16 protein-coding genes and 1 riboswitch are annotated in these 22,479 nt (G+C 69.2%); of the genes, 8 read left to right on the plus strand and 8 right to left on the minus strand.

Annotation, left to right across the window (positions count from 1 at the left end):
- Positions 1-202: 202 nt before the first annotated feature.
- Positions 203-1,285, plus strand: a complete 1,083-nt coding sequence (locus tag RVX_RS12540) for an ABC transporter substrate-binding protein (protein ID WP_230404613.1) — start codon at positions 203-205, stop codon at positions 1,283-1,285.
- Complete coding sequence (locus RVX_RS12545; RefSeq protein WP_116306168.1) at positions 1,282-3,597, plus strand: PAS domain-containing sensor histidine kinase; 2,316 nt, start codon at positions 1,282-1,284, stop codon at positions 3,595-3,597. The genes RVX_RS12540 and RVX_RS12545 overlap by 4 nt, the downstream gene beginning before the upstream one ends.
- Positions 3,598-3,764: 167 nt before the next feature.
- Here RVX_RS12545 and RVX_RS12550 read toward each other — a convergent pair whose 3' ends face one another.
- The 5 genes from RVX_RS12550 to RVX_RS12570 form a co-directional block, all read right to left on the minus strand.
- Complete coding sequence (locus tag RVX_RS12550; protein ID WP_116306169.1) at positions 3,765-4,376, minus strand: LysE family translocator; 612 nt, start codon at positions 4,374-4,376, stop codon at positions 3,765-3,767.
- 215 nt (positions 4,377-4,591) lie between these two features.
- The gene (gene purN / locus RVX_RS12555; protein ID WP_116306171.1) at positions 4,592-5,275 is read right to left on the minus strand and encodes a phosphoribosylglycinamide formyltransferase; all 684 of its coding nucleotides are present in this window, start codon (positions 5,273-5,275) and stop codon (positions 4,592-4,594) included.
- 96 nt (positions 5,276-5,371) lie between these two features.
- Positions 5,372-5,815, minus strand: coding sequence for an MOSC domain-containing protein (locus RVX_RS12560; protein ID WP_007526947.1), 444 nt, complete (start codon positions 5,813-5,815; stop codon positions 5,372-5,374).
- A gap of 234 nt (positions 5,816-6,049) precedes the next feature.
- Positions 6,050-7,561, minus strand: coding sequence for a uroporphyrinogen-III C-methyltransferase (cobA, locus tag RVX_RS12565; protein ID WP_116306173.1), 1,512 nt, complete (start codon positions 7,559-7,561; stop codon positions 6,050-6,052).
- Positions 7,562-7,744: 183 nt separating this feature from the next.
- Positions 7,745-8,197: a DUF3795 domain-containing protein gene (locus RVX_RS12570; protein WP_116306175.1), complete on the minus strand. Its 453-nt coding sequence runs from the start codon at positions 8,195-8,197 to the stop codon at positions 7,745-7,747.
- A 281-nt stretch (positions 8,198-8,478) separates the two neighbouring features.
- On the opposite strand from RVX_RS12570, the gene RVX_RS12575 reads away from it, so the two are divergent.
- Together RVX_RS12575 and RVX_RS12580 are read left to right on the plus strand one after the other, a co-directional pair.
- A complete protein-coding gene (locus RVX_RS12575) occupies positions 8,479-9,339 on the plus strand; it encodes a hypothetical protein (RefSeq protein WP_116306177.1) in 861 nt (286 codons plus the stop codon).
- 18 nt (positions 9,340-9,357) lie between these two features.
- Positions 9,358-9,690 (plus strand): hypothetical protein, encoded by a 333-nt coding sequence (locus RVX_RS12580; RefSeq protein ID WP_116306179.1) that lies wholly within the window; start codon positions 9,358-9,360, stop codon positions 9,688-9,690.
- Between the two features lie 105 nt (positions 9,691-9,795).
- Here the strand turns inward: RVX_RS12580 and RVX_RS12585 are convergent, their stop codons facing one another.
- Complete coding sequence (locus tag RVX_RS12585; protein WP_116306181.1) at positions 9,796-12,447, minus strand: valine--tRNA ligase; 2,652 nt, start codon at positions 12,445-12,447, stop codon at positions 9,796-9,798.
- Between the two features lie 201 nt (positions 12,448-12,648).
- On the opposite strand from RVX_RS12585, the gene RVX_RS12590 reads away from it, so the two are divergent.
- The 3 genes from RVX_RS12590 (at position 12,649) to RVX_RS12600 (ending at position 16,914) form a co-directional block, all read left to right on the plus strand.
- The gene (locus tag RVX_RS12590; protein WP_172596573.1) at positions 12,649-13,917 is read left to right on the plus strand and encodes a BPL-N domain-containing protein; all 1,269 of its coding nucleotides are present in this window, start codon (positions 12,649-12,651) and stop codon (positions 13,915-13,917) included.
- A 165-nt stretch (positions 13,918-14,082) separates the two neighbouring features.
- The gene (locus RVX_RS12595; protein ID WP_116306185.1) at positions 14,083-14,775 is read left to right on the plus strand and encodes an MgtC/SapB family protein; all 693 of its coding nucleotides are present in this window, start codon (positions 14,083-14,085) and stop codon (positions 14,773-14,775) included.
- A gap of 261 nt (positions 14,776-15,036) precedes the next feature.
- A complete protein-coding gene (locus RVX_RS12600; RefSeq protein ID WP_230404615.1) occupies positions 15,037-16,914 on the plus strand; it encodes a diguanylate cyclase in 1,878 nt (625 codons plus the stop codon).
- A gap of 137 nt (positions 16,915-17,051) precedes the next feature.
- Here the strand turns inward: RVX_RS12600 and RVX_RS12605 are convergent, their stop codons facing one another.
- Positions 17,052-17,453 carry a hypothetical protein gene (locus RVX_RS12605; RefSeq protein WP_116306189.1) on the minus strand — a complete coding sequence of 134 codons (402 nt, stop codon included), beginning with the start codon at positions 17,451-17,453 and terminating at the stop codon, positions 17,052-17,054.
- 270 nt (positions 17,454-17,723) lie between these two features.
- On the opposite strand from RVX_RS12605, the gene RVX_RS12610 reads away from it, so the two are divergent.
- Positions 17,724-18,635 (plus strand): TIGR02117 family protein, encoded by a 912-nt coding sequence (locus RVX_RS12610; protein WP_420192314.1) that lies wholly within the window; start codon positions 17,724-17,726, stop codon positions 18,633-18,635.
- A gap of 498 nt (positions 18,636-19,133) precedes the next feature.
- Positions 19,134-19,246: riboswitch (glycine riboswitch) on the minus strand.
- Between the two features lie 330 nt (positions 19,247-19,576).
- On the opposite strand, the gene RVX_RS12615 is transcribed toward RVX_RS12610, so the two are convergent.
- Entirely contained in the window at positions 19,577-21,928 is a 2,352-nt protein-coding gene (locus tag RVX_RS12615) for a thioredoxin domain-containing protein (RefSeq protein ID WP_116306191.1), read from the minus strand.
- Positions 21,929-22,479: the final 551 nt, after the last annotated feature.

Consider the following 22,479-nt stretch of genomic DNA (forward strand, 5'->3'; position numbering starts at 1 on the left):
GCGGCCGGGGTCCGCCGCCCTGGCGGGGATATCCCCGGGGTCGCACAGAGTGTCTCCGGATGGACTTTCCCGCATGCCCGCTATAAGATTTTGTACATATTGCCCCGCGAGAGGTCACATGCCGCACCCACCCCAAGGCAACGCACCGGGCCGCCGCCCGCGGTACGCCCTTCCGGCCGTGGCCGTGGCTGCGGTCGTGGCCGTGCTCGCAGCAATGGCGATGCTGGGCCTGCCGCGCGAGCCGCGCGCCGTGCGCATCGGCTTTGCCGGGCAACTCGAAGGGCTGATGTCCGACCTTGGCGTGCAGGGGCGCAACGGCGGGCAACTGGCCGTGGAGCATCTGAACGCTGCGGGGGGCGTGGCCGGACGGCGGCTGGAACTGGTGGCGGAGCACGACGGCACATCGGCCGATGACGCCCGCGCCGCCGTCACCCGCCTGCTTGCCCGCAACGTGCAGGTGGCGGTGGGGCACATGACCAGCGGCCAGACCGTGGCTGCCCTGCCCCTGTGGGAGGCCGCCGGGGTGCCGCTGATTTCGCCCACCACCAGCACCCCCGAATTGGAGGGCAAGGCGGACGGCTTCTTCCGGGTCATTCCCGCCAACACCTCGTGGGCCACGGACCTGGCCTCGTATGCCCGCGCGCACGGGCTGCGCGAGGTGGCCATCGTCCGCGAAACCGCCAACGCCCCCTTCTCCACTCCCTTCGCCGAAGCCTTCGCGGCCCGGTTCCGCGAACTGGGCGGCACCGTGGCCGCCGACCTGCCCTACGTCACGTCTGATCGAAAGGCATTTGCCGAGGCGTTGCTCCATGCCCGGCAGTCGGCCGCCTCCGGCGTGCTGCTGGTATGCCCGGCACGCGATGTGGCCATGGCCGCGCAGGCGTTCCACCGCGACGGGTTCTTTCCCGCCATGTACAGTTCCTCGTGGGGCTACACCCGCGAACTGCTGCTGGCGGGCGGGCGCGACGTGGAGGGCATCGTCTTCGCCCACGCCTACGCCGCCGACCTTGACGACGAGGCCTTCCGCAACTTTCACGCCGCCTATGCCGCCCGCTTCGGCTGGGAGCCCAATTTCGCCGCCGCCTTCGCCTACGAGGCGGTGATGGTGCTGGGCGACGCCCTGGCCCGCGCCGGTGGCGACCCGGTCATGCTGCCGCGCACCCTGCCCGAGGTGCGCGACCTTGCCGGGGTGCTTGGCCCCATCAGCCTCGACCAGTACGGCGACGTGCACCGCCGCTCGTTCATCCTGACCATCCGCGACGGGGAGTTCGCGACCCTGCAATGAACGCCGCAACCGCCACCACGCCGCGCACGTTGCGCCGCCTGCTGCACACCCGGCTGCTGGTGTGGCTGGCGCTGCTTGCCGTGTGCATCCTGGCCTTCGCGGGCACCTTCACCTACCTTGGCCGCACGGCCGACTTCGAGCGGCAAAGCTCGCTGCTCACGGCCACGCTGGCCCACTACATCGAAGAGCATGTGGACAATGCCGCCCAGTCCCTGAGCCGACTGGCGTCGGCGCTGCCCGCCTCGCCCTCGCCCGCCCTCATGGCCGAGGAACTGGGGCGCAGGCGCGCCACCCGCCAGTACTTCGCGCGGGTCATGCTGCTCGACGCCTCGCGGCGGGTGGTCTTCTCGCTGCCCGACGGCCCGGTCATGGTGGACTTTCCGGTCCTGCGGGACCGTGCGGGGCAGAGCCCGGGCGGGCGCGGCTACATGCTCGGCAGCCCGGCCCCCCTGCCCGACACCGGCGAAGTGGTGGTGTACATCAGCGAGACTCTTGAGGGCGGCGGCCAACTGGTGGGCGCGCTGCGGCTGAACCAGTTGCAGGACCACGTGCAGCACCTGCTGCCCGGCGAGGATGGCGCGGTGCTGCTGGCCGACGCATACGGCAACCTCATCGCCCACCCCGACCTGCCCCGCGTGCAGCGCCAGGAGAACATCGGCCATCTGCCCTTCTTCGGCCTTGCCGCCAGGGGGGACGCGCCCCGCCGCGACGACGGGGCCGTGCACCGGATACGGCTGGACGGGGAATCGTGGTTCGCCTGCACGGCCGAGGTTGAAGGGCCGGGCTGGACCATCATCACCCTGAAGCGGCAGGGGGCCGTGCTGGCCGAGGTGGCCCGCGAGATGGCCATCTTCCTGCTGTTGCTTGCGGTACTGCTGACGGTGTTCGCCGTGTCGCTGCTGGCCGAACTGGAATGGAGCCTGGCCCGGCCGCTGACGGCGTTCTGCCAGTCCATCCGGCTGGTCTCCGGCGGCAGCTACGACCTGCCGCCCCCGGACGGCAACCGGCTTGCGGAACTGGCCGAGGTGGACCGCGAATTCCGCGACATGGCGGCCACGGTGCGCCAGCGAGAGGCCGCGCTGCGCCGGACCCGCGCCTACGTGCAGCAAATGATGGACGCCATGCCTTCGGCCATCATCGCCCTGGACGGCCATTGCCGCGCGGTGCGCATGAACCCGGCGGCCTTGCGCCGCACCGGGCACGCCATGACGCCCGCGGGCACGCCCTTGGCCGAACTGCTGCCCGGCTACGCGGACGTGGCCATCCGGCTGGCCAGCGCGCTGGCCCGCCGCATTCCGGTGAACCGCGAACGGGTGGTCACCCTGCACGAGGGGCATTACCGCTACGAAGACGTTTCGCTGTACCCCATGAACAGCGAGATGACCGGCGACGTGACCGGCGACGGCGCCACGGACGGCGGCGTGCTGCGCATCGACGACGTGACCGAGCGGGTACGAATGGAAGAGGTGCTGGTGCAGTCGGAAAAGATGCTTTCCGTGGGCGGCCTGGCGGCGGGCATGGCGCACGAGATCAACAACCCGCTGGGGGCCATCCTGCAGGGGGCCCAGAACATCCAGCGCAGGCTGGCCGACGGCCTGCCCGCCAACGAAGAGGCGGCGCAGCGCCTGGGCTGTTCGCTGCCGGTGATCCGCGCATACCTCACCGAACGGCGGATCATGGAATTCCTGGAAAGCATCCGCGAAGCGGGGTGCCGGGCCGCCCACATCATCACCAACATGCTGGAATTCAGCCGCGCCAGCGGCGACCGCCGCACCACTGTGGACCTGCACCCCCTGCTGGACCGCACGGTGGACATCGCCGCCAGCGACTACGACCTGAAGAAGCGCTACGACTTCCGCAACATCGCCATCGTGCGCGACTACGCGCCCGACCTGCCGCCGGTGGTCTGCTCGGAACAGGAGATATCCCAGGTCATGCTGAACCTGCTGCGCAACGCCGCCCAGGCCATCGCCACGCAGGGCGGGGCCACGCGCGAAGAGCCGCGCATCGTGCTGCGCACCAGGGTGGACGGGGCCTGCGTGCGGATAGAAGTGCAGGACAACGGCACCGGCATGCCGGAAGAGGTGCGGCGGCGGGTGTTCGAGCCGTTCTTCACCACCAAGGAGGTGGGCGTGGGCACCGGGCTTGGCCTGTCGGTGTCCTACTTCATCGTCACCCGCAACCACGGGGGCACCTTCGACGTGGCCTCGGAGCCAGGCCGGGGCACCACCTTCATCGTCCGCCTGCCGCTGCCCACCGGCGAATGCGCTGCGCCAGCCCCGCCGCCACAGTTTCCCGGCTGCCAGATGTAGCGGACGAAGCCCGGTTCGCAGCCGACGGACGCGCCCCGCAGCCTGCGGCGCGGCCTGTCCACCGACGCGAGAAAGACGGGGGACGAGAGGGCAGGGGACGCGAGGGCCAAAGGCGAGACATCCAAGGACGAGAGACCCACAGACGGGCGGGCCATCCGGCGGCAGCCCTACCCGCGCAGGAAGGACACCACGCTCCATCCCGCCAGCAACAGCAGCAGCGCGCCGGTAAGCCGCACCAGATGCTGGCCGTGCCGCTCGTAGAAGCGGCGCATGGGCGCGGTGTCCAGAAAGCGCACGAAGATGGTCCAGCCCACCAGCGCCTCCAGCACGATGACCGCGCCGTAGGCCACCCGCTCGCACGTGGGCGTGCCCGGGGCCACGAACTGCGTGAACACCGAGAGGATGAACAGCGTCACCTTGGGGTTCAGCAGATTGCAGAACAGCCCGTCGCGAAAGCCCTCGCGCAGGGTGGGCGGCGCGGTCCCCTCACCCTCTTCGCCGGCCCGCGCACGCAGGGCCTTCCACCCCACCCAAGCCAGATACCCGGCTCCGGCCAACTGCACCGCCTGGAACGCCCGGGGGCTGCCCTGCAACAGGCCGGTGCCCAGCACCGCCCAGGTCACGTGAAAGGTCAACCCCAGGCAAATGCCCAGCACGCAGGCATACGCCGCGCGCGTGGGGCCGCCCGCGCCGTGGCGCACCAGCAGCATCATGTCCGGGCCGGGGCTCATGCGGCCCACCATGCACAGGCCGAACAGGGCAACGAGATTGTAGAGCATGACGGGGGGGGTGAACGCTGGCGTCTTAAATGGTTACTTGCAGTCAGTATTCAGCAAACAATCACTTTCGCAGGGCTGTCGTCAAATTAGGATTTTCGTTCGTTGGCGAGGAAAACGAGTCTGCCATGAGGGAGTATACTCTTCTCGTATTCGACCGACATGGCAGACGAAGTTTAACGACGCCAACGGGCGAAAGGACAATTTGACGGCAGCCCTTAAAATCCAGGCTCAAGCGGCGGCCACACCAGCCACGGCCCATCGGGGATGCCCGCGACGGCCTTGCCGTCAAGGCGCGGCAACACCCGAACCACCCGGCCCTCCTGCCGCACCCGCCCCTCGGCCAGCCACTGCAAGGCCTGAGGATAAATGCGATGCTCCATGGCGTGAATCCGCGCCTTCAGATCATCCAGCGGCTCGCCCGCATTCACCGGCACCGCCGCCTGCACGATGACCGCGCCATGGTCCACCTGCTCGTCCACGAAATGCACGGTGCACCCGGCCAGGGTCACGCCATAGTCCTGGGCGTCCGCCGCACCGCGCAACCCCGGAAAGCTGGGCAGCAGCGCCGGGTGGATGTTCACCACCCGGCCGGAAAACGCCGCCAGAAACCCCGGCGTGAGCAGGCGCATGTACCCGGCCAGCACCACGGTGTCCGCGCCATGTTCCCGGGTGGCCGCCACCATGGCGGCATCGAAGGATTCGCGGTTCGGGTGGTCCGCCGGGGCAAGGGCCAGATGGGCCACGCCCGCAGCGCGGGCGCGCGCAAGGGCGCGGGCCTCGGGCTTGTTGCACAGCACAAGACGCACCTGCGCGTCCAGCGCGCCATCGGCGATGCGGTCGAGGATGGCTTGCAGGTTCGACCCGTTGCCGGAGGCCAGCACGGCCAGTTGCAGCGTCATGAGGCTCCTTGCCGAAAGGGCGGACGAGCGGTTGCCCGGGCTGGCGGACGACGGACGGACGGCGGACGGGTGGAAGGGCTCACGCCTTTGGCGGGGCTACCCTTTCGCCTCTTTCGCCATGTCCACGGCGTCGCCGGGGCGCAGCACGCCGCCGCGCAGCACCCGCGCGAACACCCCTTCCGTGGGCATGATGCAGAAGCCCACGGTCTTGTGGATGTTGCACTTGGAATGACAGGTCTTGCCGATCTGGGTGATTTCCAGAAGGATGTCCGGCCCGGCGGTGAGCCGATCGCCCACCTTGCACAGGGTCAGGGGCAGCCCTTCCACCAGGATGTTTTCCGCGAAGTCGCCCGCCGCCAGTTCCGGCATGCGCGGGCGCATCACGTCCACGCTCTCCACGGCCAGCAGGCTGACCTGCCTGCCGCTGCCCGCGTGCACGTCGTCCGCCACGCCGTAATCCTCGAGCAGGGTGATGGAATCCACCACCCGCTTGCGTTCACCCTTTCTGTCGCTGATGCAGACGGCGCGTACGATGCCCATGCGGGGTCCCTCCCTTGTGTGTCCGTAAGGATGCCGCGCCCGGCGCGGGGCCGGGCGGGATTGCGGACCGGATCACTCCGGTCACCATTCCTCACAACACGGGACGTTCCGCCTGTCAAATGGTGTCGCACTGACGCATGGTCCTGCACCGGCGGGGCAAACGAACAGGCGGAACAGGCGGAACGGGGCGATCCGCCGGGCGGCGCGCACCGCGCCGCCCCCATTCAAACCCGCCTACAGATCAGGCAACCGCTTGACCAGCTCATCCACCAGCGCGGGAATGGTGAAGTCCTCGGGCTGGATGTGGCAGGTCAGGCCGTAGCCTTCCAGCGTCTTGCGGGTGACGGGCCCGATGCAGGCCAGCTTCACCTCGGGGTGGTCCTTCACCATGTCCACAGGCACCAGCGAGAAGAAGTTGTCCACCGTGGACGAGGAGCCGAAGGTGACGCAGTGGATGCGCCCTTCCTGCATCCGGGCCAGCACGTCGTCCTTGCGGGCGGTGCTGGGCACGGTTTCGTACACCGGCAGCACGTCCACCACGGCCCCGGCCTTGCGCAGTTCGTCGGGCAGCACCTCGCGCGCCTCGCGGGCGCGGGGCAGCAGCACGCGCTTGCCGCCCATGCCGCGCGCCAGCATGCCTTCCACCACGCCTTCGGCCACGTACTTTTCGGGGATGAAGTCCGGCTCGATGCCCTTTGTCCGCAGCACGTCGGCGGTGGCGGGGCCGATGGCGGCCACCTTGCGCCCGGCCAGCGCGCGCGAATCCTGCCCGCACGCGGCAAGGCGGTTCCAGAAATGCTTCACGCCGTTGACCGAGGTGAACACCACCCAGTCATAGCCGGGCAGGTCGCGGATGGCCGCGTCCACCGGGGCGTAGTCGGCAAGGGGAATGATTTCGATGGTGGGAAACTGCACCACGTCGGCGCCCAGTTCGCGCAGGGCCTCGGCAAGGCCGCTGGCCTGCTCGCGGGCGCGGGTGACCACCACGCCCTTGCCCAGCAGGGGCTTCTGCTCGAACCAGTTCAACCGGTCGTGCAGGTTGACCACCCCGCCCACCACGATGAGCGAAGGGTTGGTGAAGCCGTGCTTCGGGCCTTCTTCCGGCAGGGTGGCGATGGTGGCCACAAGGCTGCGGTGGCGGGCGGTGGTGCCCCAGTGCACCAGGGCGGCCGGGGTTTCCGCAGGCATGCCCGCCTCGATGAGCTTGCGCGAGATTTCGGGCAGGTTCTTCATGCCCATGAAGAAGACCAGGGTGCTGGCGCTGTCGGCCAGGGCCTTCCAGTTGTGCACCGAGCCGGGTTTGGTGGGGTCTTCGTGCCCGGTGATGAACGACACGGACGAGGAGTAGGAGCGGTGCGTCAGCGGTATGCCCGCGTAGGCGGGGCCAGCCACGGCGCTGGTGACGCCGGGCACTTCCTCGAAGGGCACCCCGGCATCCAGAAGTTCTTCGGCCTCTTCGCCGCCGCGCCCGAACATGTACGGGTCGCCGCCCTTCAGGCGAGCCACGGTCTTGCCTTCCTTGGCCTTGTCCACGATCAGGCGGTTGATGCCGTCCTGCGACAGGGTGTGGTCGCCGCCCTTCTTGCCCACGTAGATGATTTCCGCGCCGGGCTTGGCATAGGCGAGGAACGCGTCGTTGGCGAGGTAGTCGTAAACGATGACGTCCGCCGATTCGAGGATGCGCTTGCCCTTGAGCGTGAGCAGGCCGGGGTCGCCGGGCCCCGCGCCGATGAGATAGACCTTCATCCTTCCTCCGGTATGTGTCGCGCCGCGCGTGGGCGCGCAAAAGATCTTTGCGGTATTTCAGCTTAAAACCACAATCTCCCGGGCGACGCACCAACCCGGCCACGCCAGGACAGGGAAGGAGCATCGCGCCCGCCCGACCGCGCATGACATTGCGTGCATGCCCGCTTTTTCGACCGCCGCAGCCTACAGGTAGCGGGGCGTTTCGGCAAGGGCGCGCAGGAAGGCGTCGCGCCCCGCCGCGCGGATGTGGTCGTTGCAGGCGCGCCACTTCTGCTCCAGCCGGGGCGGCAGGCCGGTGTCGACGCAGGGGTAGTCCGCGCAGTCGGCGCAAAAGTCCAGCCCGCGCGCGGCGGCGCACCCGGCCACCTTGCAGGTGGGCAGACAGGTGCGGCGCTCGGTCTTGCAGCCGGGGCACGTACCCTCCGCCAGCGCGTCCAGCACGCGGGCAAAGGCCGGGTACTCGGCCAGGGCCGGGTTCATGGCCGCAAGCCGCTCGGCGAACGGCGCGAAGTTGGGGCCGAGGATGTCGCGGATGGCCTTGGCATGGGCGGCTATCTGGCCTTCACTACAGTTCACGCAACGCGAACAGTCCAGCCCGCACGGGGCCACGAGATGCAGGGGGGCGGGTTCGGTCATGGGGTGTTCCTCGGGGGCTCTTGCGGTATCTGAAAACGAATGGGCGGAATATGTGGCCCGGACTGTCAGCACAGGGCATCGTGCCGCCGCCGCACGCATGACCTATCCCGGTTTCTCATGCCGTTGACAAGCCCAATAGCGCTTTCTATACGCGATATACCAAACCGTTCGCCCCCCTGTCGCACCCCCCTCCCCCCGCACGTTACTCTTCCCCTGCGTATCCCAAGGGTGCGCTCCGCGCCGCCGCGCCCCCTGCGGCCAACCCCAACCCGGAGGAGGCCATGAACCGTCGCATGGATACGTTTCCCCGCATCCCGCTGCTGGCACTGTGCTGCGCCATGCTGCTGGCCGGATGCGCCACCGTGGACAAGACATCCATAACCAGGTTTCAAGAGGGCGCGGCGACAATCAGACAGAACTCGCAGGCGCTGTTCCTGGACTACAATGCCTTTGTCCGGGAGATGCAACTGGAGAGGGCCGTCACTCTTTCCCGCCTGACGGAATCCGACGTGGCGGCCGGGCTCGACGCGGAATCCCAGGCCCGCTGGAGCGCGGCGCTTGATGCGCTGGCCCTGTACGCGTCGTCCCTGCAACTGCTCGCATCCCCATCTTCGGGCGAGAGTGTGCAAACGAACCTGACAAACCTCGGCAACCGCATCATCGCCCTTGCGCCATCCTCCGGCGGCGGCGCACAGGCCGCCAACGAGGCCATCGGTCATCTGGGAAACATCATCGTCCGGCAGGCCTCCAACGCAAAAGCGCTGGAGGTGGCCCGCACGGCCGACCCGGCGGTGCGCGACGTGCTCGGGCACATGGCCGACATGGTGGGCTCGGACCACACCAACGGCCTGCGGGGGACCATGTGGAGCAACTGGACCACCAAGGCCACGGGACATCAGGTCCGCTTCCTCGCGCCCGGAGCCGACAAGCGAAAAGTCGCCGCCGAGTACGCACAGGCGCTGGATTCCCGGCAGGCGCACGATACATCGCTCGCCGCACTGCGCGCATCCCTGCTGGACCTCGCCGATTTGCACACGGCGGCGGCACAGGGGCGCACGGCCGATGCGGAAACCATCGTCGCCACACTGCGCCAGGAGGTGGCATTCGCCCGGCAACTGGTATCCACGGCCACAACGCCATAACAGTATCGGGAGAACAGCATGAATACCCAACTCCGTGAACTGCACGCCATGCTGCTGGGGCACGTCCAGAAGCTTTCGGAATCCATGGATTCCGTGGCGTCCCCGGAAGATGCGCAGAAAATCCTGATGGAGATGCAGGAATTCAACCACCGCGCGACGCTGGTGGGGGGCTTGCTGTTCCGCCAGGAAAGCAAGGAGCTTGAACTGAAGGTCGATGCGGTCCGCGCGTTCAAGGCAAGGCTGGACGCAGCCGTGGACGACATCAAAAATCTCACGCGGCTGCTCGAACTCGCCGCCTCGTTCCTGGCCCTGGTGGACGAAGTCATCGACATGGCCAAGCTGTTGCCATAGTTCCCACCACCACGCAAAAACGCCGCGCCGGTTGCCCCGGCGCGGCGTCTGCATATCCATTCAGTTCCCGCACGGCCCGATGGCAGTGCGGGCAGGGCGGGACGCTTACGCGATGGCCTCGCGGAACCGCTGCTGCAACGCCTCCAGCTTGGCCTTGGCGTCGGCCAGCTCACCGGCGCGGGCGCGCTCCTTGGCCACCACCTCGGCGGGGGCCTTGTCCACGAAGCTCTCGTTGGCCAGCTTCTTGTTCACCTGCACCAGATCCTTTTCGATCTTGCCCAGTTCCTTGTCCAGGCGGGCAAGCTCCGCCTCGAAGTCCACGGCGCCGGTCAGCGGCACGATGACCTCGTTGCCGGACACCACGTTGCTGGCGGATGCCCTGGGCGCCTCGATGGCGGGACCGAACTCGGCGTTTTCCAGCCGGGCCAGCACCAGCAGCATCTGGCGGTTTTCTTCCAGCACCTGCCGGTCGTGCTCGTTGGCCGTGCGCACCAGGGCGGTCAGGCGCAGCGAAGGCGCGATGTTCAGTTCCGCCCGGATGGTGCGCACAGCGCCGATGACGCCCTGCACCAGTTCCATGCGCGCTGCGTCCTCTGCCCGGACGCAGCCGGGGCGCGCGGCGGGGAAGGGCTGCACGGCAAGGTCGGCGCCCGCGTTGCCGGGCAGGGCCGCCCAGATTTCGGACGTGATGAACGGCATGATGGGGTGCAGCAGGGTCAGCGTTTCGCGCAGCACGGTGAGCAGCACGTGCTGCGCCGCGGCCTTGCGTTCGCCCCCGGCCTGCATGTCCGGCTTGATGAGTTCCAGGTACCAGTCGCAGAACTCGTTCCAGATGAACCGGTACAGCCCCTGCGCCGCATCGTTGAAGCGGTAGCCCGTGATGGCGGCGTCGGTGGATTCCTTCATCTCTTCCAGCCGGTGCAGAATCCAGCGGTGGTGCAGCCCCTGCACGGTGTCCAGGTCCACCGGGGCGGGCGCTGCGTCGTCGGGCAGGTTCATCAGCGCGAAGCGCGCGGCGTTCCACAGCTTGTTGACGAAGTGGCGGTACCCCTCGATGCGCTCCTCGCTCAGCTTGATGTCGCGCCCCATGGCCGCGAAGGCCGCCAGGGTGAAACGCAGCGAGTCGGTGCCGTACTTGTCGATCATTTCCAGCGGGTCGATGACGTTGCCCGTGGATTTCGACATCTTGCGGCCTTCGGCGTCGCGCACCAGGGCGTGGATGTACACGTGGCGGAACGGCACCTCGTCCATGAAGTGCAGCCCCATCATCATCATGCGGGCCACCCAGAAGAACAGGATGTCGAAGCCGGTGACCAGCACCGAGGTGGGGTAGAAGGTCTTCAGTTCGCGCGTGTCGTCCGGCCATCCCATGGTCGAGAACGGCCACAGCGCGGACGAGAACCACGTGTCCAGCACGTCCTCGTCCTGGGTCAGGTTGCCGGAACCGCAGGCGCAGCGTTCCGGGGCGTCCACGGCCACGATGAGCTTGCCGCAGTCATCGCAGGTCCACGCGGGAATGCGGTGGCCCCACCATATCTGGCGGCTGATGCACCAGTCGCGGATGTTGTCCAGCCAGTTGTAGTAGGTCTTTTCCCAGTTGTCGGGAAAGATCTGCGTGGCGGCGGGCACGGCGGCGCGGGCGCGCGGGGCCATCTTGCTGGCCGCCACGAACCATTGCGTGGACACGTGCGGCTCGATGACCGACTTGCAGCGGTAGCAATGGCCCACGCTGTGGTCCAGTTCCTCTTCCTTGACCAGAATGCCCTGGGCGGCAAGGTCGGCCACCACGCGCTTGCGGCATTCTTCCTTGGTCAGGCCCGCGTAGATGCCGGCGTGTTCGTTCATCACGCCGTCCTCGTCGATGACCTGCAGGAATTCCAGCTTGTGGCGGTGCCCCAGTTCCCAGTCGTTGTGGTCGTGCGAGGGGGTGACCTTCAGCGCGCCGGTGCCGAATTCGCGGTCCACGTAATTGTCGGCGATGACCGGAATCTCGCGGTCCGTCAGGGGCAGCTTCACCTTCTTGCCGATGAAGGCGGTGTAGCGCTCGTCCTCGGGGTGCACGCACACGGCGGTGTCGCCGAACATGGTTTCCGGGCGGGTGGTGGCGATGACCAGTTCACCGCTGCCGTCGGCCAGCGGGTAGCGCAGCTGCCACAGGTGGTCCTTGCGCGGCAGGTGATCCACCTCGTCGTCGGCAAGGGCGGTGTGGCAACGGTTGCACCAGTTGATGATGTAGTCGCCCTTGTAGATCAGGCCGTCGTCGTACAGCTTCACGAACACCTGGCGCACCGCGCGCGAAAGGCCCTCGTCCATGGTGAAGCGCTCGCGCGTCCAGTCCACCGAGGCGCCCATGGCGCGGATCTGGTTCAGGATGCGGGTGCCGTACTCCTCGCGCCATTCCCATACCCGCTCGATGAACTTCTCGCGGCCCAGGTCGTGGCGGCCCTTGCCTTCCTTGGCCAGCCCGCGTTCCACCACGTTCTGGGTGGCGATGCCCGCATGGTCGGTGCCCGGCACCCACAGCACCTTCTTGCCCTTCTGGCGGGCATGGCGGCACAGGATGTCCTGGATGGTCAGGTTGAGGGCGTGGCCCATGTGCAGGGCCCCGGTGACGTTGGGCGGCGGTATGACGATGGAGAAGGGTTCGCCGGGGGCGTCCAGGTCGGGGGTGAAGGTGTTGTTCCCCTCCCAGTGGGCACGCCAGCGGGATTCTACGTCCCGAGGCTCGTAGCCCTTGGGCAGCGCGTTGTCCGACATGTTGTAATCTCCGGAAAAGATGATGTAGGGTGCCGCACCGGCGGGCGATGCGCGCGGCGGCCCGCGACGGCCACCCGCGATGGCCACGGGCACGGGCTAAACGCCGCGCCGGGCATGCCGCGCGGACGTTTTCGTCATGGCGGCAAGGCCCGGCGATGCCCCCGGTAAAACGGCTTCCCCACCCTAATGAGCGGCAGAGAGATGTCAACCCTTCACATACTTTGGGACGAATCCCACGTCTGGGGGCTGCTGGCCTGGCGTGCGGTCGAGAGCATGGGCCTGCCGTACCGGCTGGTGCGGGCGCAAGAGATAGCCGACGGCCTGCTTTCCCGCAATCCCCCCGCCCTGCTGCTGGTGCCCGGCGGCACCGCCCGCCTCAAGGCCGACGCCCTGGGCGAAACCGGCATGCAGGCCGTGCGCGACTACGTGGTCGGGGGCGGCCGCTACCTTGGCTTCTGCGGCGGCGCGGGCCTTGGCCTTACCGGCGAGCACGGCCTGGGGCTGTGCCCGTGGTCGCGGGCGTCGTTCACCGACCGCATGCAGCACTTCGTGTCCGGCCACGTCCACGCAGCCGTCAGCGCCGGGCACCCGCTGACCCCCGCCGACCTTTCGGCCTGCCCCGCCCTGCCGGTATGGTGGCCCGGCCGCTTCGCGCCGGAAGACGGCCACGACGTGGAAATCCTGGCCCGCTACACCGAGCCGGGCGGCGACTTCTGGGTGGCCGACCTGCCCCTGGACACCCTGCCCCCCGGCACCTTCGCCGAATGGGAAGACCTGTACGGCATCCGCCTGCGGCCCACCTTTCTGGCCGGGCAGCCGTGCATCCTGCATGGCGGGTACGGCGCGGGCAGCTACACCCTCAGCTACACCCACCTGGAAACGCCGGAATCGCCGGAGGCCAACCTGTGGCTGGCGCACCTGGTGGAACGCCTGACGGACGGACCGACGCCCCCAGCCGCCCCCGGCGGCCTGCGCGCCACGAACCCGCTGGTGCCCGCGTGGGAACTGGACGCCCTGCCCGCCCGCTGGCACGACGAAGGCCTGCTGCGCGCCCGCGCGCTGTTCGACGACATCGTGACCATCGGCATCAACCACTGCCTGTTCTTCCGGCGCAATTCATGGCTCATCGGCTGGCGCGCGGGCATTCCCGGGGCCAACCTGAACAACCTGCACGCGGCGGTGTGCACTGCCGTGTCCACCCCCCCCACGCCCGCCGCCGTAGACTACTGGAACGCCCACCGGCGATCCTTCCTCGACCGGCTGGCCCTGTTCCACAAGGGCGTCACCGGCTACCTGCTTGCCGAGCGGCTGGCCATGACCCTGTCCAAGACCTTTCCGGAAACCGTCTCGCGCCAGAGCCTGAAGGAACAGCGCGCCGCCCTGTTCGGCCCGCCCATGGCCAGCGGCGGCCTGTACGCGGAACTGCTGGACGTGCTGGACCGGCTGGTGTTTCTGCAATTGCGGGGGTAGCCCGGCGCACGCACTCACCGGCTGGACAGCGCACGCAGCGGGGCGTAGGTTGCATAGGCGGACATCCCCCAACCGCCAGCCAGCGCAACGCTTTTTCGCGCCACCGCCGGTTAGCGCCGCACGCGCCATCACCCTTCGGGGGCACCTTTCGCAAGGTCGCGCACCATGAACGAAATCATCACCCAATTCCACGACCTGCTGCCCGACATCTTTCGGCTGGCGGCATCCGCCGCGTTCGGGGGGCTGGTGGGCTACGAGCGGGAACGCAAGGGCCAGGCCGCCGGCTTCCGCACCAACATGCTGGTGGCGGTGGCCGCCTGCCTGCTGGGCCAGCTTTCGCTGTACATTTCCACCATCGCCCATGCCGACGCCGCGCGCGTGGCCTCGTATGCCGTGTCGGGCATCGGGTTCATCGGCGGCGGGGCCATTCTCAAGGGCAAGAGCCGGGTGCGCGGGCTGACCACGGCCACCATGCTGTGGGTGGTGACCGGGGTGGGCCTTTCCGTGGGCGTCGGCATGTACGTGCCCGCCCTGTGCACGGCGCTGGTGGTGACGGGCATCGTCTACCTGTCGCCGCAGATGCACCGGGTGGCGGCCCATGCCCTGCGCTACTACACACTCACCGTGTCCTCGCCGGGCGGGTCCGCCCCCTTCGACGCGGTGGTGGCCACCCTGAACGGCTTCGGCTGCGAGGACGTGCAGGTATCCGTCTACGAGTGCGACGCCGCCACGGACCGCTGCCGCCTAGTGGTGCGCATCGCCACCAACGAGGAACTGGACTGGCACGCCCTGGTGCAGGTGGTGCGGACCATCCCCGCCGTGTCGTCGGTGTACCTTGGCGAATCAGGGGTTCCCTGACATCGGCATGGGGGTGGGAGACATGCCACATGGGGGCTTGCCCCCACAGTCTTGAATATACGCCCAACCAATCATGATCACTGACCATTTCCAAACCGCCTGATTTCATCCCGCCGCCTTTTCCCGCGCAGCGGGGGCCACAAGCGGCTCCCGGCAGGGCGCTTGCGCATCCACGCGGCCCGGAAGGGGCCGGGTGTAGGGCATCGCACCACCTTGCCGCGCGCCGGAAATCGCGTATAGCCTTCCATCATGCATCGTCCAGTGTCCGCCCCCCCCGTGCCCTCCCTGCGCGCCGCAGGCCCCGCATGGCTTTTCGCCGCCCTTGCCGCCTACTGCGCCGCCACGTGGCTGGACGCCAACGTCTTTGCCCTGGGCGCGCACAATATGACGGCGCTGCGCCTGGGCGCGGGCGTGGCCATGGTGGCGTGCCTGCGCGCCGGGTGGCAGGCCATGCCGCTCATAGCCGTCCTTTCACTGGCCGTGTCCCTGCTGGCCGATCCCGCCGGGCTTCACGCCCAGCCCCTTGCCTGCGCCCTGTCCGCCGCCGCGTCGGACGCCCTTGCCGGCGGCATGGCCGCCATGCTCCTGCGGCGCGTCTTCTCCGCGCCCCCCGACAGCGTGCCCGACCTGTTCCGCGCCGTGCTCACGGTGTGCCTGCCCGCCGCTTCGGCCGGGGCGGGGGTCATCGTGGCGCAGCAGGCCGTGGGCGGTTACATCCCCCCGCGCGAGGCGGGACACCTGTTCGCCACCCTGGTCATGGCGGTGAGCCTGGGGGTGCTGCTGGTATACCCCCTGTACCGGGCCTGGACGTCGCATCGACGCCTCACCCCGCAGGAGTGCCGCTGGATTGCGGGCGTGCTGGGCGGCAACCTGCTGTGCCTCGCCCTGTCCTTCAACGGATATGGCGGGTGCATCCATTTCATCATGCCCCTGTTGGTGCTGCTGGCCTACCATGCCCGCCTCAACGGGCTGATGCTGGCCCTGGTCCCCTCCATGACGGCCGTGGCCTATTCCGCCACCACCGGGCTTGGTCCGTTCCAGATGCCCAGCGCGGGCGAGTCGGCCTTTCTGCTGGCCACCTTCCTGTGCGGCACCACGCTGGTGACCCTGGGGGTGGCCCTGCACAACCGCCAGTTGCTGGCCGCGGGCAACGTTGGCGAGATGTGGCGGCAAAAAGCCCTGTGCGACCCGCTGACCGGGCTGTCCAACAGAAGCAGGCTCGACAGCATGCTGGAGACGGAACTGCGCCGGGCCCAGAGATCGGAGGACGTGCTGTCGCTGCTCATGGTCGATGTGGACCACTTCAAGGCCTACAACGACGCCCATGGCCACCTCGCGGGCGACGCGTGCCTGCAGGCGGTGGCGCAGGCCCTGCGCGCCGTGGTGCACCGCGCGCCGGACATGGTGGCCCGCTACGGCGGCGAGGAATTCGCCTGCGTGCTGCCCGGCACCCCGGAACAGGGGGCGGCCCAGGTGGCCGAACGCATCCGCAGGGCCGTTGCCGACCTGTGCCTGGCCCACCCCGGCAACGATCCGGCCGGGCGCGTCACCGTCAGCGTGGGCGTGGCCACGGTGCGCGGCGGACGCAATGCCGCGCCGGACCAGATCATCGAAATGGCTGACCGCGCCCTGTACCGGGCCAAGGCCGAAGGGCGGAACACGGTGTCCACCGCCCTGCCCCCGCTGGTCTGCCCGCACGAGGGCCTGCGCCTGCCGGGTGAACTGCTGCGCCTGGGGTGGAATTGCTCTTACGAGTGCGGCGACGCGCGCATCGACGCCCAGCACCGCCAACTGTTCGAGATGGTCAACCGGCTGCTGGCCGCCTTTCTGGACAACGCCCCCCGCCCGGCGTGCCTGGCCATCATCCACGAACTGCTCACCGCCCTTGGCGAACATTTTCGTGACGAAGAGGCCATGCTGCGCAGCCGTGGATACCCGGACGCGGAGCACCACGCGGAACTGCACGCCACCCTGCTGGAAGCGGCGGGCGACCTGGCCGAGCGCTACGAGAACGAGGGGTTGCCCCTGGGCGAGGCGCTTGGCGTCATCGCCCACGAGGTGGTGGCCCGGCACATGCTGGACGACGACACCAAGTTCCATCCCTACGTGCAGGCAGTGTCCGAACCGCACGCCGCCTAGCCGGTCCGGGGCCGCGCGCCTCGCCCCCCGCGCCGTCCCCCATCTCCCCTGCCCCATGAAAAACGGCGGCCGAAGCCGCCGTTGCATGACGCCCCCGTGCCGACGACGGCAGGGGGGCGTTCGTCGTGCATCCCGCATCATGCATAGGGAATCTCGCGTTCTCCAAAGGATTCGTAATCGGCCACCGACGCAAAGCGCGGCAGCGGCGGAACGGGGTCGTCCAGTTGGCGGATGCGCCTGCGCGCCCGGCCCAGCAGACCGTCGGCGATCATCGAGGGGCCGTTGCACGCGTTGACCACGTAGTCGCGCACGTCGGCGATGTCCTGAAACACCACGGCCCCCCGCAGCACGCGATGCCGGGGAAAATTCAGGTAGAAGACCGAGGACAGCACAAGGCGCCCAGCTTCGGAACGGTACAGGGCAAGTTCCCACCAGTTGGGGGCGATGCCCATCCATTCCCGGTCATCCACGGTCGCCAGGTGTTCGCCGATGAATACGAGGTCTTCGCGTCCATTACGATGCAGCCTGATCTCCTGCATGGCGCCACTCCTGCGGTTTGAAGGTGTGGGGGAACCGCGCGTCCGCCGGGCCTGCCGCCATGAGGCGCTTGCGCGACGCGGACGAGAGGAGAGAATCCTGCCGACAGCGTACACCAAAACGGGCACCCGCGTGAAATTATTTTCCGAAAAAACGCCATGGATTATCATCGATATCACGCCGCGCCGCATTGATGCGTTGGCAATCCGCCGGGTTACGGAATACCATGTTTTCGGGCCCGCAACCCACCCGAACCGTCGCCGGGATTCGCCATGCCGCTCCGCCAGCAACTGCTCACAGCCAGACCACGCCCCCCCCTGCGCCACGCCCTGCTCTGGGCGGTGCGCGTCGTTGCGCTGCTGGCGGCGGGATACGTGCTGGCCGTGGCCGCGCTGGGCGTGGTGCCGCGCCCCAGGGAGGCCCCCCCCCTGCCCGCGTGCTGCCTGCTCGCGCCCGGCGAGCGAGCGGCGGGCGCGGCGCAAGGCCCGGAACCGGCAACGGAACCCGGAGCGGGGCAGGACAGGAACAGGGGAATGCAGGAAGGGGACGCACCGGACGGTCCGCCCGTGACCATCTACGTGATCAGTAACGGCGTGCACGCCGACATCGTGCTGCCCGCGCGCGTGGAGGGAGAGACGGGGCTCGCGGAACTGCTGGGGCTGCAAGGGGCGGCGGATGCCGCCGCATCGTCAGCAGGGCAGCCCCGGCTGACGGCGCGGACCCACCTGGCCGTGGGCTGGGGCGCGCGGGAATTCTACCTGGCCACCCCCACCTGGGACGAGGTGCGCCCTGGCGTGGCCCTGCGGGCGCTGGCCCTGGCCCCCGCCGCCCTGCACGTGGACGTGATGGCCGGTCCCCCGCTGGCCGATGCGGACACCCGTGTGCTGCGCCTTGCGCGGCAAGGGTATCGCGGGCTCGTGGCCTTTGTGGCGGCCAGCCTGCTCCGCGATGCGGCGGGACGGCCCGTGCCCATTCCGGTCCCCGGAAATGCCGGCAACGGCGATGCGGGGCAAGGCCCAAGCTATGGACCGGACAGCCTGTTCTACGAGGCCACGGGCCGCTTCAGCCCCGTGCGCACCTGCAACACCTGGGCGGCCGACGCGCTGGCCGCCGCCGGTGCGCGCGCCCCGTTGTGGACGCCCCTGCCCCACTTCGTGCTGCACCACCTGCCCGTGGCGCGCTGACAGTACACCCTTGCGTTTGCCTGCCAGACCCGAAAACGGCGACAGGCCGAAGGGACCGCCCCTTCGGCCTGCGACCACATGACTCGCCCAGGAGACAGGGCGTTGCCAACTTCGCCGTTGCGGCCGCGCCACGCGGCGGCAACCTGACGGACGTGCCGCGCGGCGGCGACGGGGCCGCCGCGCGCACGTTCCACCACGCTGGATTCCGGCACGTATCTGGGACGAACTCATGCGGCGAACACGAATGCGCACGTTCCCGACGCGGGTGTACGGGCACCAGGGCGACGGAAAGCATGGCGGATTCGCCTGCCGGGAAAGCCGGTGTGGAAGCGGAGGACGGCAGTCCGCACGGGGCGGACCTGCCTTGGGGGGCACGGTGGGTGTCCGGCGGCACTCCGGCCCGCCGATTCCGATCACGGGGATCGGCCGGAAGGACCGGCTCGCGGGCGGGAACCGCCTGCGCACGAGGCGCGGCGGGCGCATGCCGACCGGAGTCACGCGTGGCACTCTGTCCTTTTACCTGAGAGTTTCGCCGCCCCGGTTCCCTGCGAGGACACGGGCGGTTTGCTCCTTCGGTGCTCCACGGATGGAGGCTCTCCAGAGGCTCGTCGGGCAGCAGTCCTTTCGCCTGAAAGATTCACTTCGTCGGCGCCCCATGCCGTTTGCCGCCGGCTGGGGTCTCTCCTGCTGTCGTCATCCGAAACCAAGCGTGAATGGGGGTGTATCCGGTTGGCGCGGGAAACGCAAGCGCCATCGCAACCCACCTGATTACATCAAGAAATGTACCGTTTGCGCGCACAACACCACATTGTTCCGCGCGGGCTTGCGGCAACGCCGCCGCCCCTGCCCGCAGGAACCGCCGCAGGGCAACCTGGCCACGGCCAACTCCCTGCCGCGCGCCATGCCCCAACGGACACGCTACGGGCGCGAGACGTCCCGGCCTACCCCTGCGCCAGGGGGCGCACGGCCATCAGCCGGGCCTTCAGTTCCGCCGGGTCGGTGATGGGCGGCGAACACGCGTAATTCTCGCACAGCCAGGCCGTGGCGCGGTCCTCCACCGGGGCGAGGTGCGCGGTGAAGGGCACCAGCGCGGCCAGGTCGCGCGCGTTGTCGCTGGTGCGCAGGTGCAGCACCGTGGTGGGGGCGTAGGTACGCCGCACGGCGGCCAGCATGGCCTCGGTGTCCGGCTGGTCCGGCTCGCCCGCCACGATGACCGAGCGCCCGCCGCTGAGGGCGAAATCCACCCCGCACAGGAACATGGTGGACCCGATGGGATGATGGCGCACCTGCGTGGCGAAGGCCCGCAGCACGCCCCGCGCCCGTTCGCCGTATTCCGGCCTGCCCAGCAGCAGCGCAAGACGCAGCAGGTTGAACAGCGCGGCGGCGTTGCCCGAGGGCAGCGCGCCGTCGTGGCCTTCCTTGCGGCGCACCAGCAGCGCGTCGCCGTCGGCCGGGGTCATCCAGTAGCCGCCCCCCTCGGGGTCGTGGAAGAAGGTGTCCTGCACCTCTTGCAGGCGCAAGGCGCGGCGCAGCCAGCGCACCTCGCCCGTGGCTCCGTACAGCTCCACCAGCCCCCAGATCATGAAGGCGTAGTCGTCCAGCAGGCCGGGCACGGCGGCCTCGCCGTCGCGCCAGCGGTGCAGCAGGCGGCCTTCCGGCGTGACCATGCGCGTCAGCACGAAGTCGGCCGCCACGGCCGCCGCCTCCGCCAGGTGCGGCGCGTCGAAGGCCTGCGCGCAGCGCGACATGGCGGCGATGGCCAGGCCGTTCCAGTCGGCCAGCACCTTGTCGTCCAGATGGGGACGCGGCCGCGTGGACCGCAGGTCGAACAGCGCGGCGCGGGCCGCTTCCAGGCGCTCCTCCACCTCTCGCGCGGGCAGGCCAAGCTCGCGCGCCAGCGCCTCCTGCGAGCGGGGCAGATGCAGCACGTTTCGGCCGGTGCGGCTGCGGGTGGCCTCGTCCTCATAGTTGCCGTAGGCGGTGCAGCCGAAGCCCCGCGCGGCGAGATCGGCGTCGGAGATGGCCCCCTCGCCCGCCTTCGCGCCCCCGCCGCTGTCCCCGTCACTGCCGACATCGAGCGGCGCGCAGGCGGCCTTCAGGTCCGCCAGGGTGAAGGTGTAGAACAGCCCCTCGCCGCGCACGCCGTCCAGTTCGCTGTCCGCGTCCTCCGCGCTGTAAAAGGCCCCCTCGGGCGAAGTCAGGTCGCGCAGCACGTAGGCGGCGGTCTCCTCGGCCGTGCGGCGGAATTCGCCGTCGCCGGTGGCCAGCCACGCCTCGGCGTAGGCCAGCATCAGCATGGCCTGGTCGTAGAGCATCTTCTCGAAGTGGGGCAGCAGCCAGCGGGCGTCGGTGGAGTAGCGGTGAAAGCCGTAGCCCACGTGGTCGTGGATGCCCCCGCGCCGGATGGCCCGCAGGGTCTGCGCGGCCATGCGCAGGGCCTTGGCTCCGCCCGGCTCGTCCTGGGTGGAACCTGGCGCGGCGGCACCTGACGCGCTCGAACCGGCCCCGTAACCGTTGCGGCGCGCCCAGCGCAGCAGGAACAGCAGATTGTGCGGCGAAGGAAACTTGGGGGCGGAACCGAACCCGCCGCTGGCCGCGTCGAATTCCGAGGCCATGGCCTCGCAGGCGGCGTGCAGGGTGCCCGCGCCGGGCAGGCGCCCGTCGGCGGGCGGGCGCAGCATGGCCTCCGCGTGGCGGCGCACGTGTTCCACGATGCTTTCGGCGGAATCAAGCACCTCGCCGCGCTTGTCGCGCCACACGGCCAGCACGCGCGGCACCAGGTCCATGAGCCCGATGCGGCCGGGCCGCGAATGCTTGGGCAGGTACGTGGCCGCGAAAAAGGGCCGCCCGTCGGGCAGGGCGATGATGGTCAGCGGCCAGCCGCCGGTGCCGGTCAGCATCTGGCAGGCGGCCATATAGGCGGCGTCGATGTCGGGGCGTTCCTCGCGGTCCACCTTCACGCACACGAAGGCGTCATTGAGCAGGCGGGCCACCTCGTCGTCCTCGAACGACTCGTGGGCCATGACGTGGCACCAGTGGCAGGTGGAATACCCGATGCTGACGAACAGCGGCCTGTCCTCGTCGCGGGCGCGTTGCAGGGCCTCGTCGCCCCACGGAAGCCAGTGCACGGGGTTGGCGGCGTGCTGGAGCAGGTACGGGCTCTTGGCCCTGGCCAGAAGGTTGCCCCCGCTGCCGCCGGGCGCGGAAGCAGGGACGGAAACGGCGGGGCTGGCGGCCAGGCCGGGCGAGGCCGAGGAATCGGGCGTGACGGACTTGCGGGAGAGGTCGGACATGGATACCCCCCTTGCCCCTTTGGGGTGTCGCGGGCGGTGAACGGCCGTGACTACGCACGGCCACCGGTTCCGGGCCATCCGCCGTGCGGATGCCCCGCTCCCCTCCCGACGGCGCGGCGCGGACCGGGCATTCCTTCACGCGCGGCAGCGGGCGAAGGCGATGAACCCGACCTTGTGCATTCCCTATCAGACTCGCGCCATGCGGGCAACGTGGCCGCGAAAAAAGAAAAGACCGGCGCTGGCGAAGCTGGCTGACGGAGACGGCGCTGACGGCATCGCGACGCGCTGCGCCCCTGTCCGGCCCTGTCCGCCCCTGTCCGCCCCTCTTCGGCCATCTCCGGCCCGATCCGGCACGACGGGGCCAGTTGCGACCGTACGGGCAAGAGCGGCAGGATGCCCGGCATGCCCACGCGCATTCCCCGTCCCATGGCCCGCGCCGCCCGCCCTCGCGCCCGCCAGTTTCACGGGCGCTAACGCTGCTTGCGGCACGCCGCTCCATCCTGTAAGTTCCCGCCACCTTCGGCCATGATCTGACCATGCGCTCGCCGGGC

The sequence above is a fragment of the Nitratidesulfovibrio sp. HK-II genome (assembly GCF_003402415.2).
Classification (GTDB): Bacteria; Desulfobacterota; Desulfovibrionia; order Desulfovibrionales; family Desulfovibrionaceae; genus Cupidesulfovibrio.

Coding starts and splice junctions, on each gene's coding strand:
- RVX_RS12545 (WP_116306168.1), top strand. CDS start 1,282: ATGAACGCCGCAACCGCCACCACGCCGCGCACGTTGCGCCGCCTGCTG.
- RVX_RS12550 (WP_116306169.1), bottom strand. CDS start 4,376: ATGCTCTACAATCTCGTTGCCCTGTTCGGCCTGTGCATGGTGGGCCGC.
- purN (WP_116306171.1), bottom strand. CDS start 5,275: ATGACGCTGCAACTGGCCGTGCTGGCCTCCGGCAACGGGTCGAACCTG.
- RVX_RS12560 (WP_007526947.1), bottom strand. CDS start 5,815: ATGGGCATCGTACGCGCCGTCTGCATCAGCGACAGAAAGGGTGAACGC.
- cobA (WP_116306173.1), bottom strand. CDS start 7,561: ATGAAGGTCTATCTCATCGGCGCGGGGCCCGGCGACCCCGGCCTGCTC.
- RVX_RS12570 (WP_116306175.1), bottom strand. CDS start 8,197: ATGACCGAACCCGCCCCCCTGCATCTCGTGGCCCCGTGCGGGCTGGAC.
- RVX_RS12575 (WP_116306177.1), top strand. CDS start 8,479: ATGAACCGTCGCATGGATACGTTTCCCCGCATCCCGCTGCTGGCACTG.
- RVX_RS12580 (WP_116306179.1), top strand. CDS start 9,358: ATGAATACCCAACTCCGTGAACTGCACGCCATGCTGCTGGGGCACGTC.
- RVX_RS12585 (WP_116306181.1), bottom strand. CDS start 12,447: ATGTCGGACAACGCGCTGCCCAAGGGCTACGAGCCTCGGGACGTAGAA.
- RVX_RS12590 (WP_172596573.1), top strand. CDS start 12,649: ATGTCAACCCTTCACATACTTTGGGACGAATCCCACGTCTGGGGGCTG.
- RVX_RS12595 (WP_116306185.1), top strand. CDS start 14,083: ATGAACGAAATCATCACCCAATTCCACGACCTGCTGCCCGACATCTTT.
- RVX_RS12605 (WP_116306189.1), bottom strand. CDS start 17,453: ATGCAGGAGATCAGGCTGCATCGTAATGGACGCGAAGACCTCGTATTC.
- RVX_RS12610 (WP_420192314.1), top strand. CDS start 17,724: ATGCCGCTCCGCCAGCAACTGCTCACAGCCAGACCACGCCCCCCCCTG.
- RVX_RS12615 (WP_116306191.1), bottom strand. CDS start 21,928: ATGTCCGACCTCTCCCGCAAGTCCGTCACGCCCGATTCCTCGGCCTCG.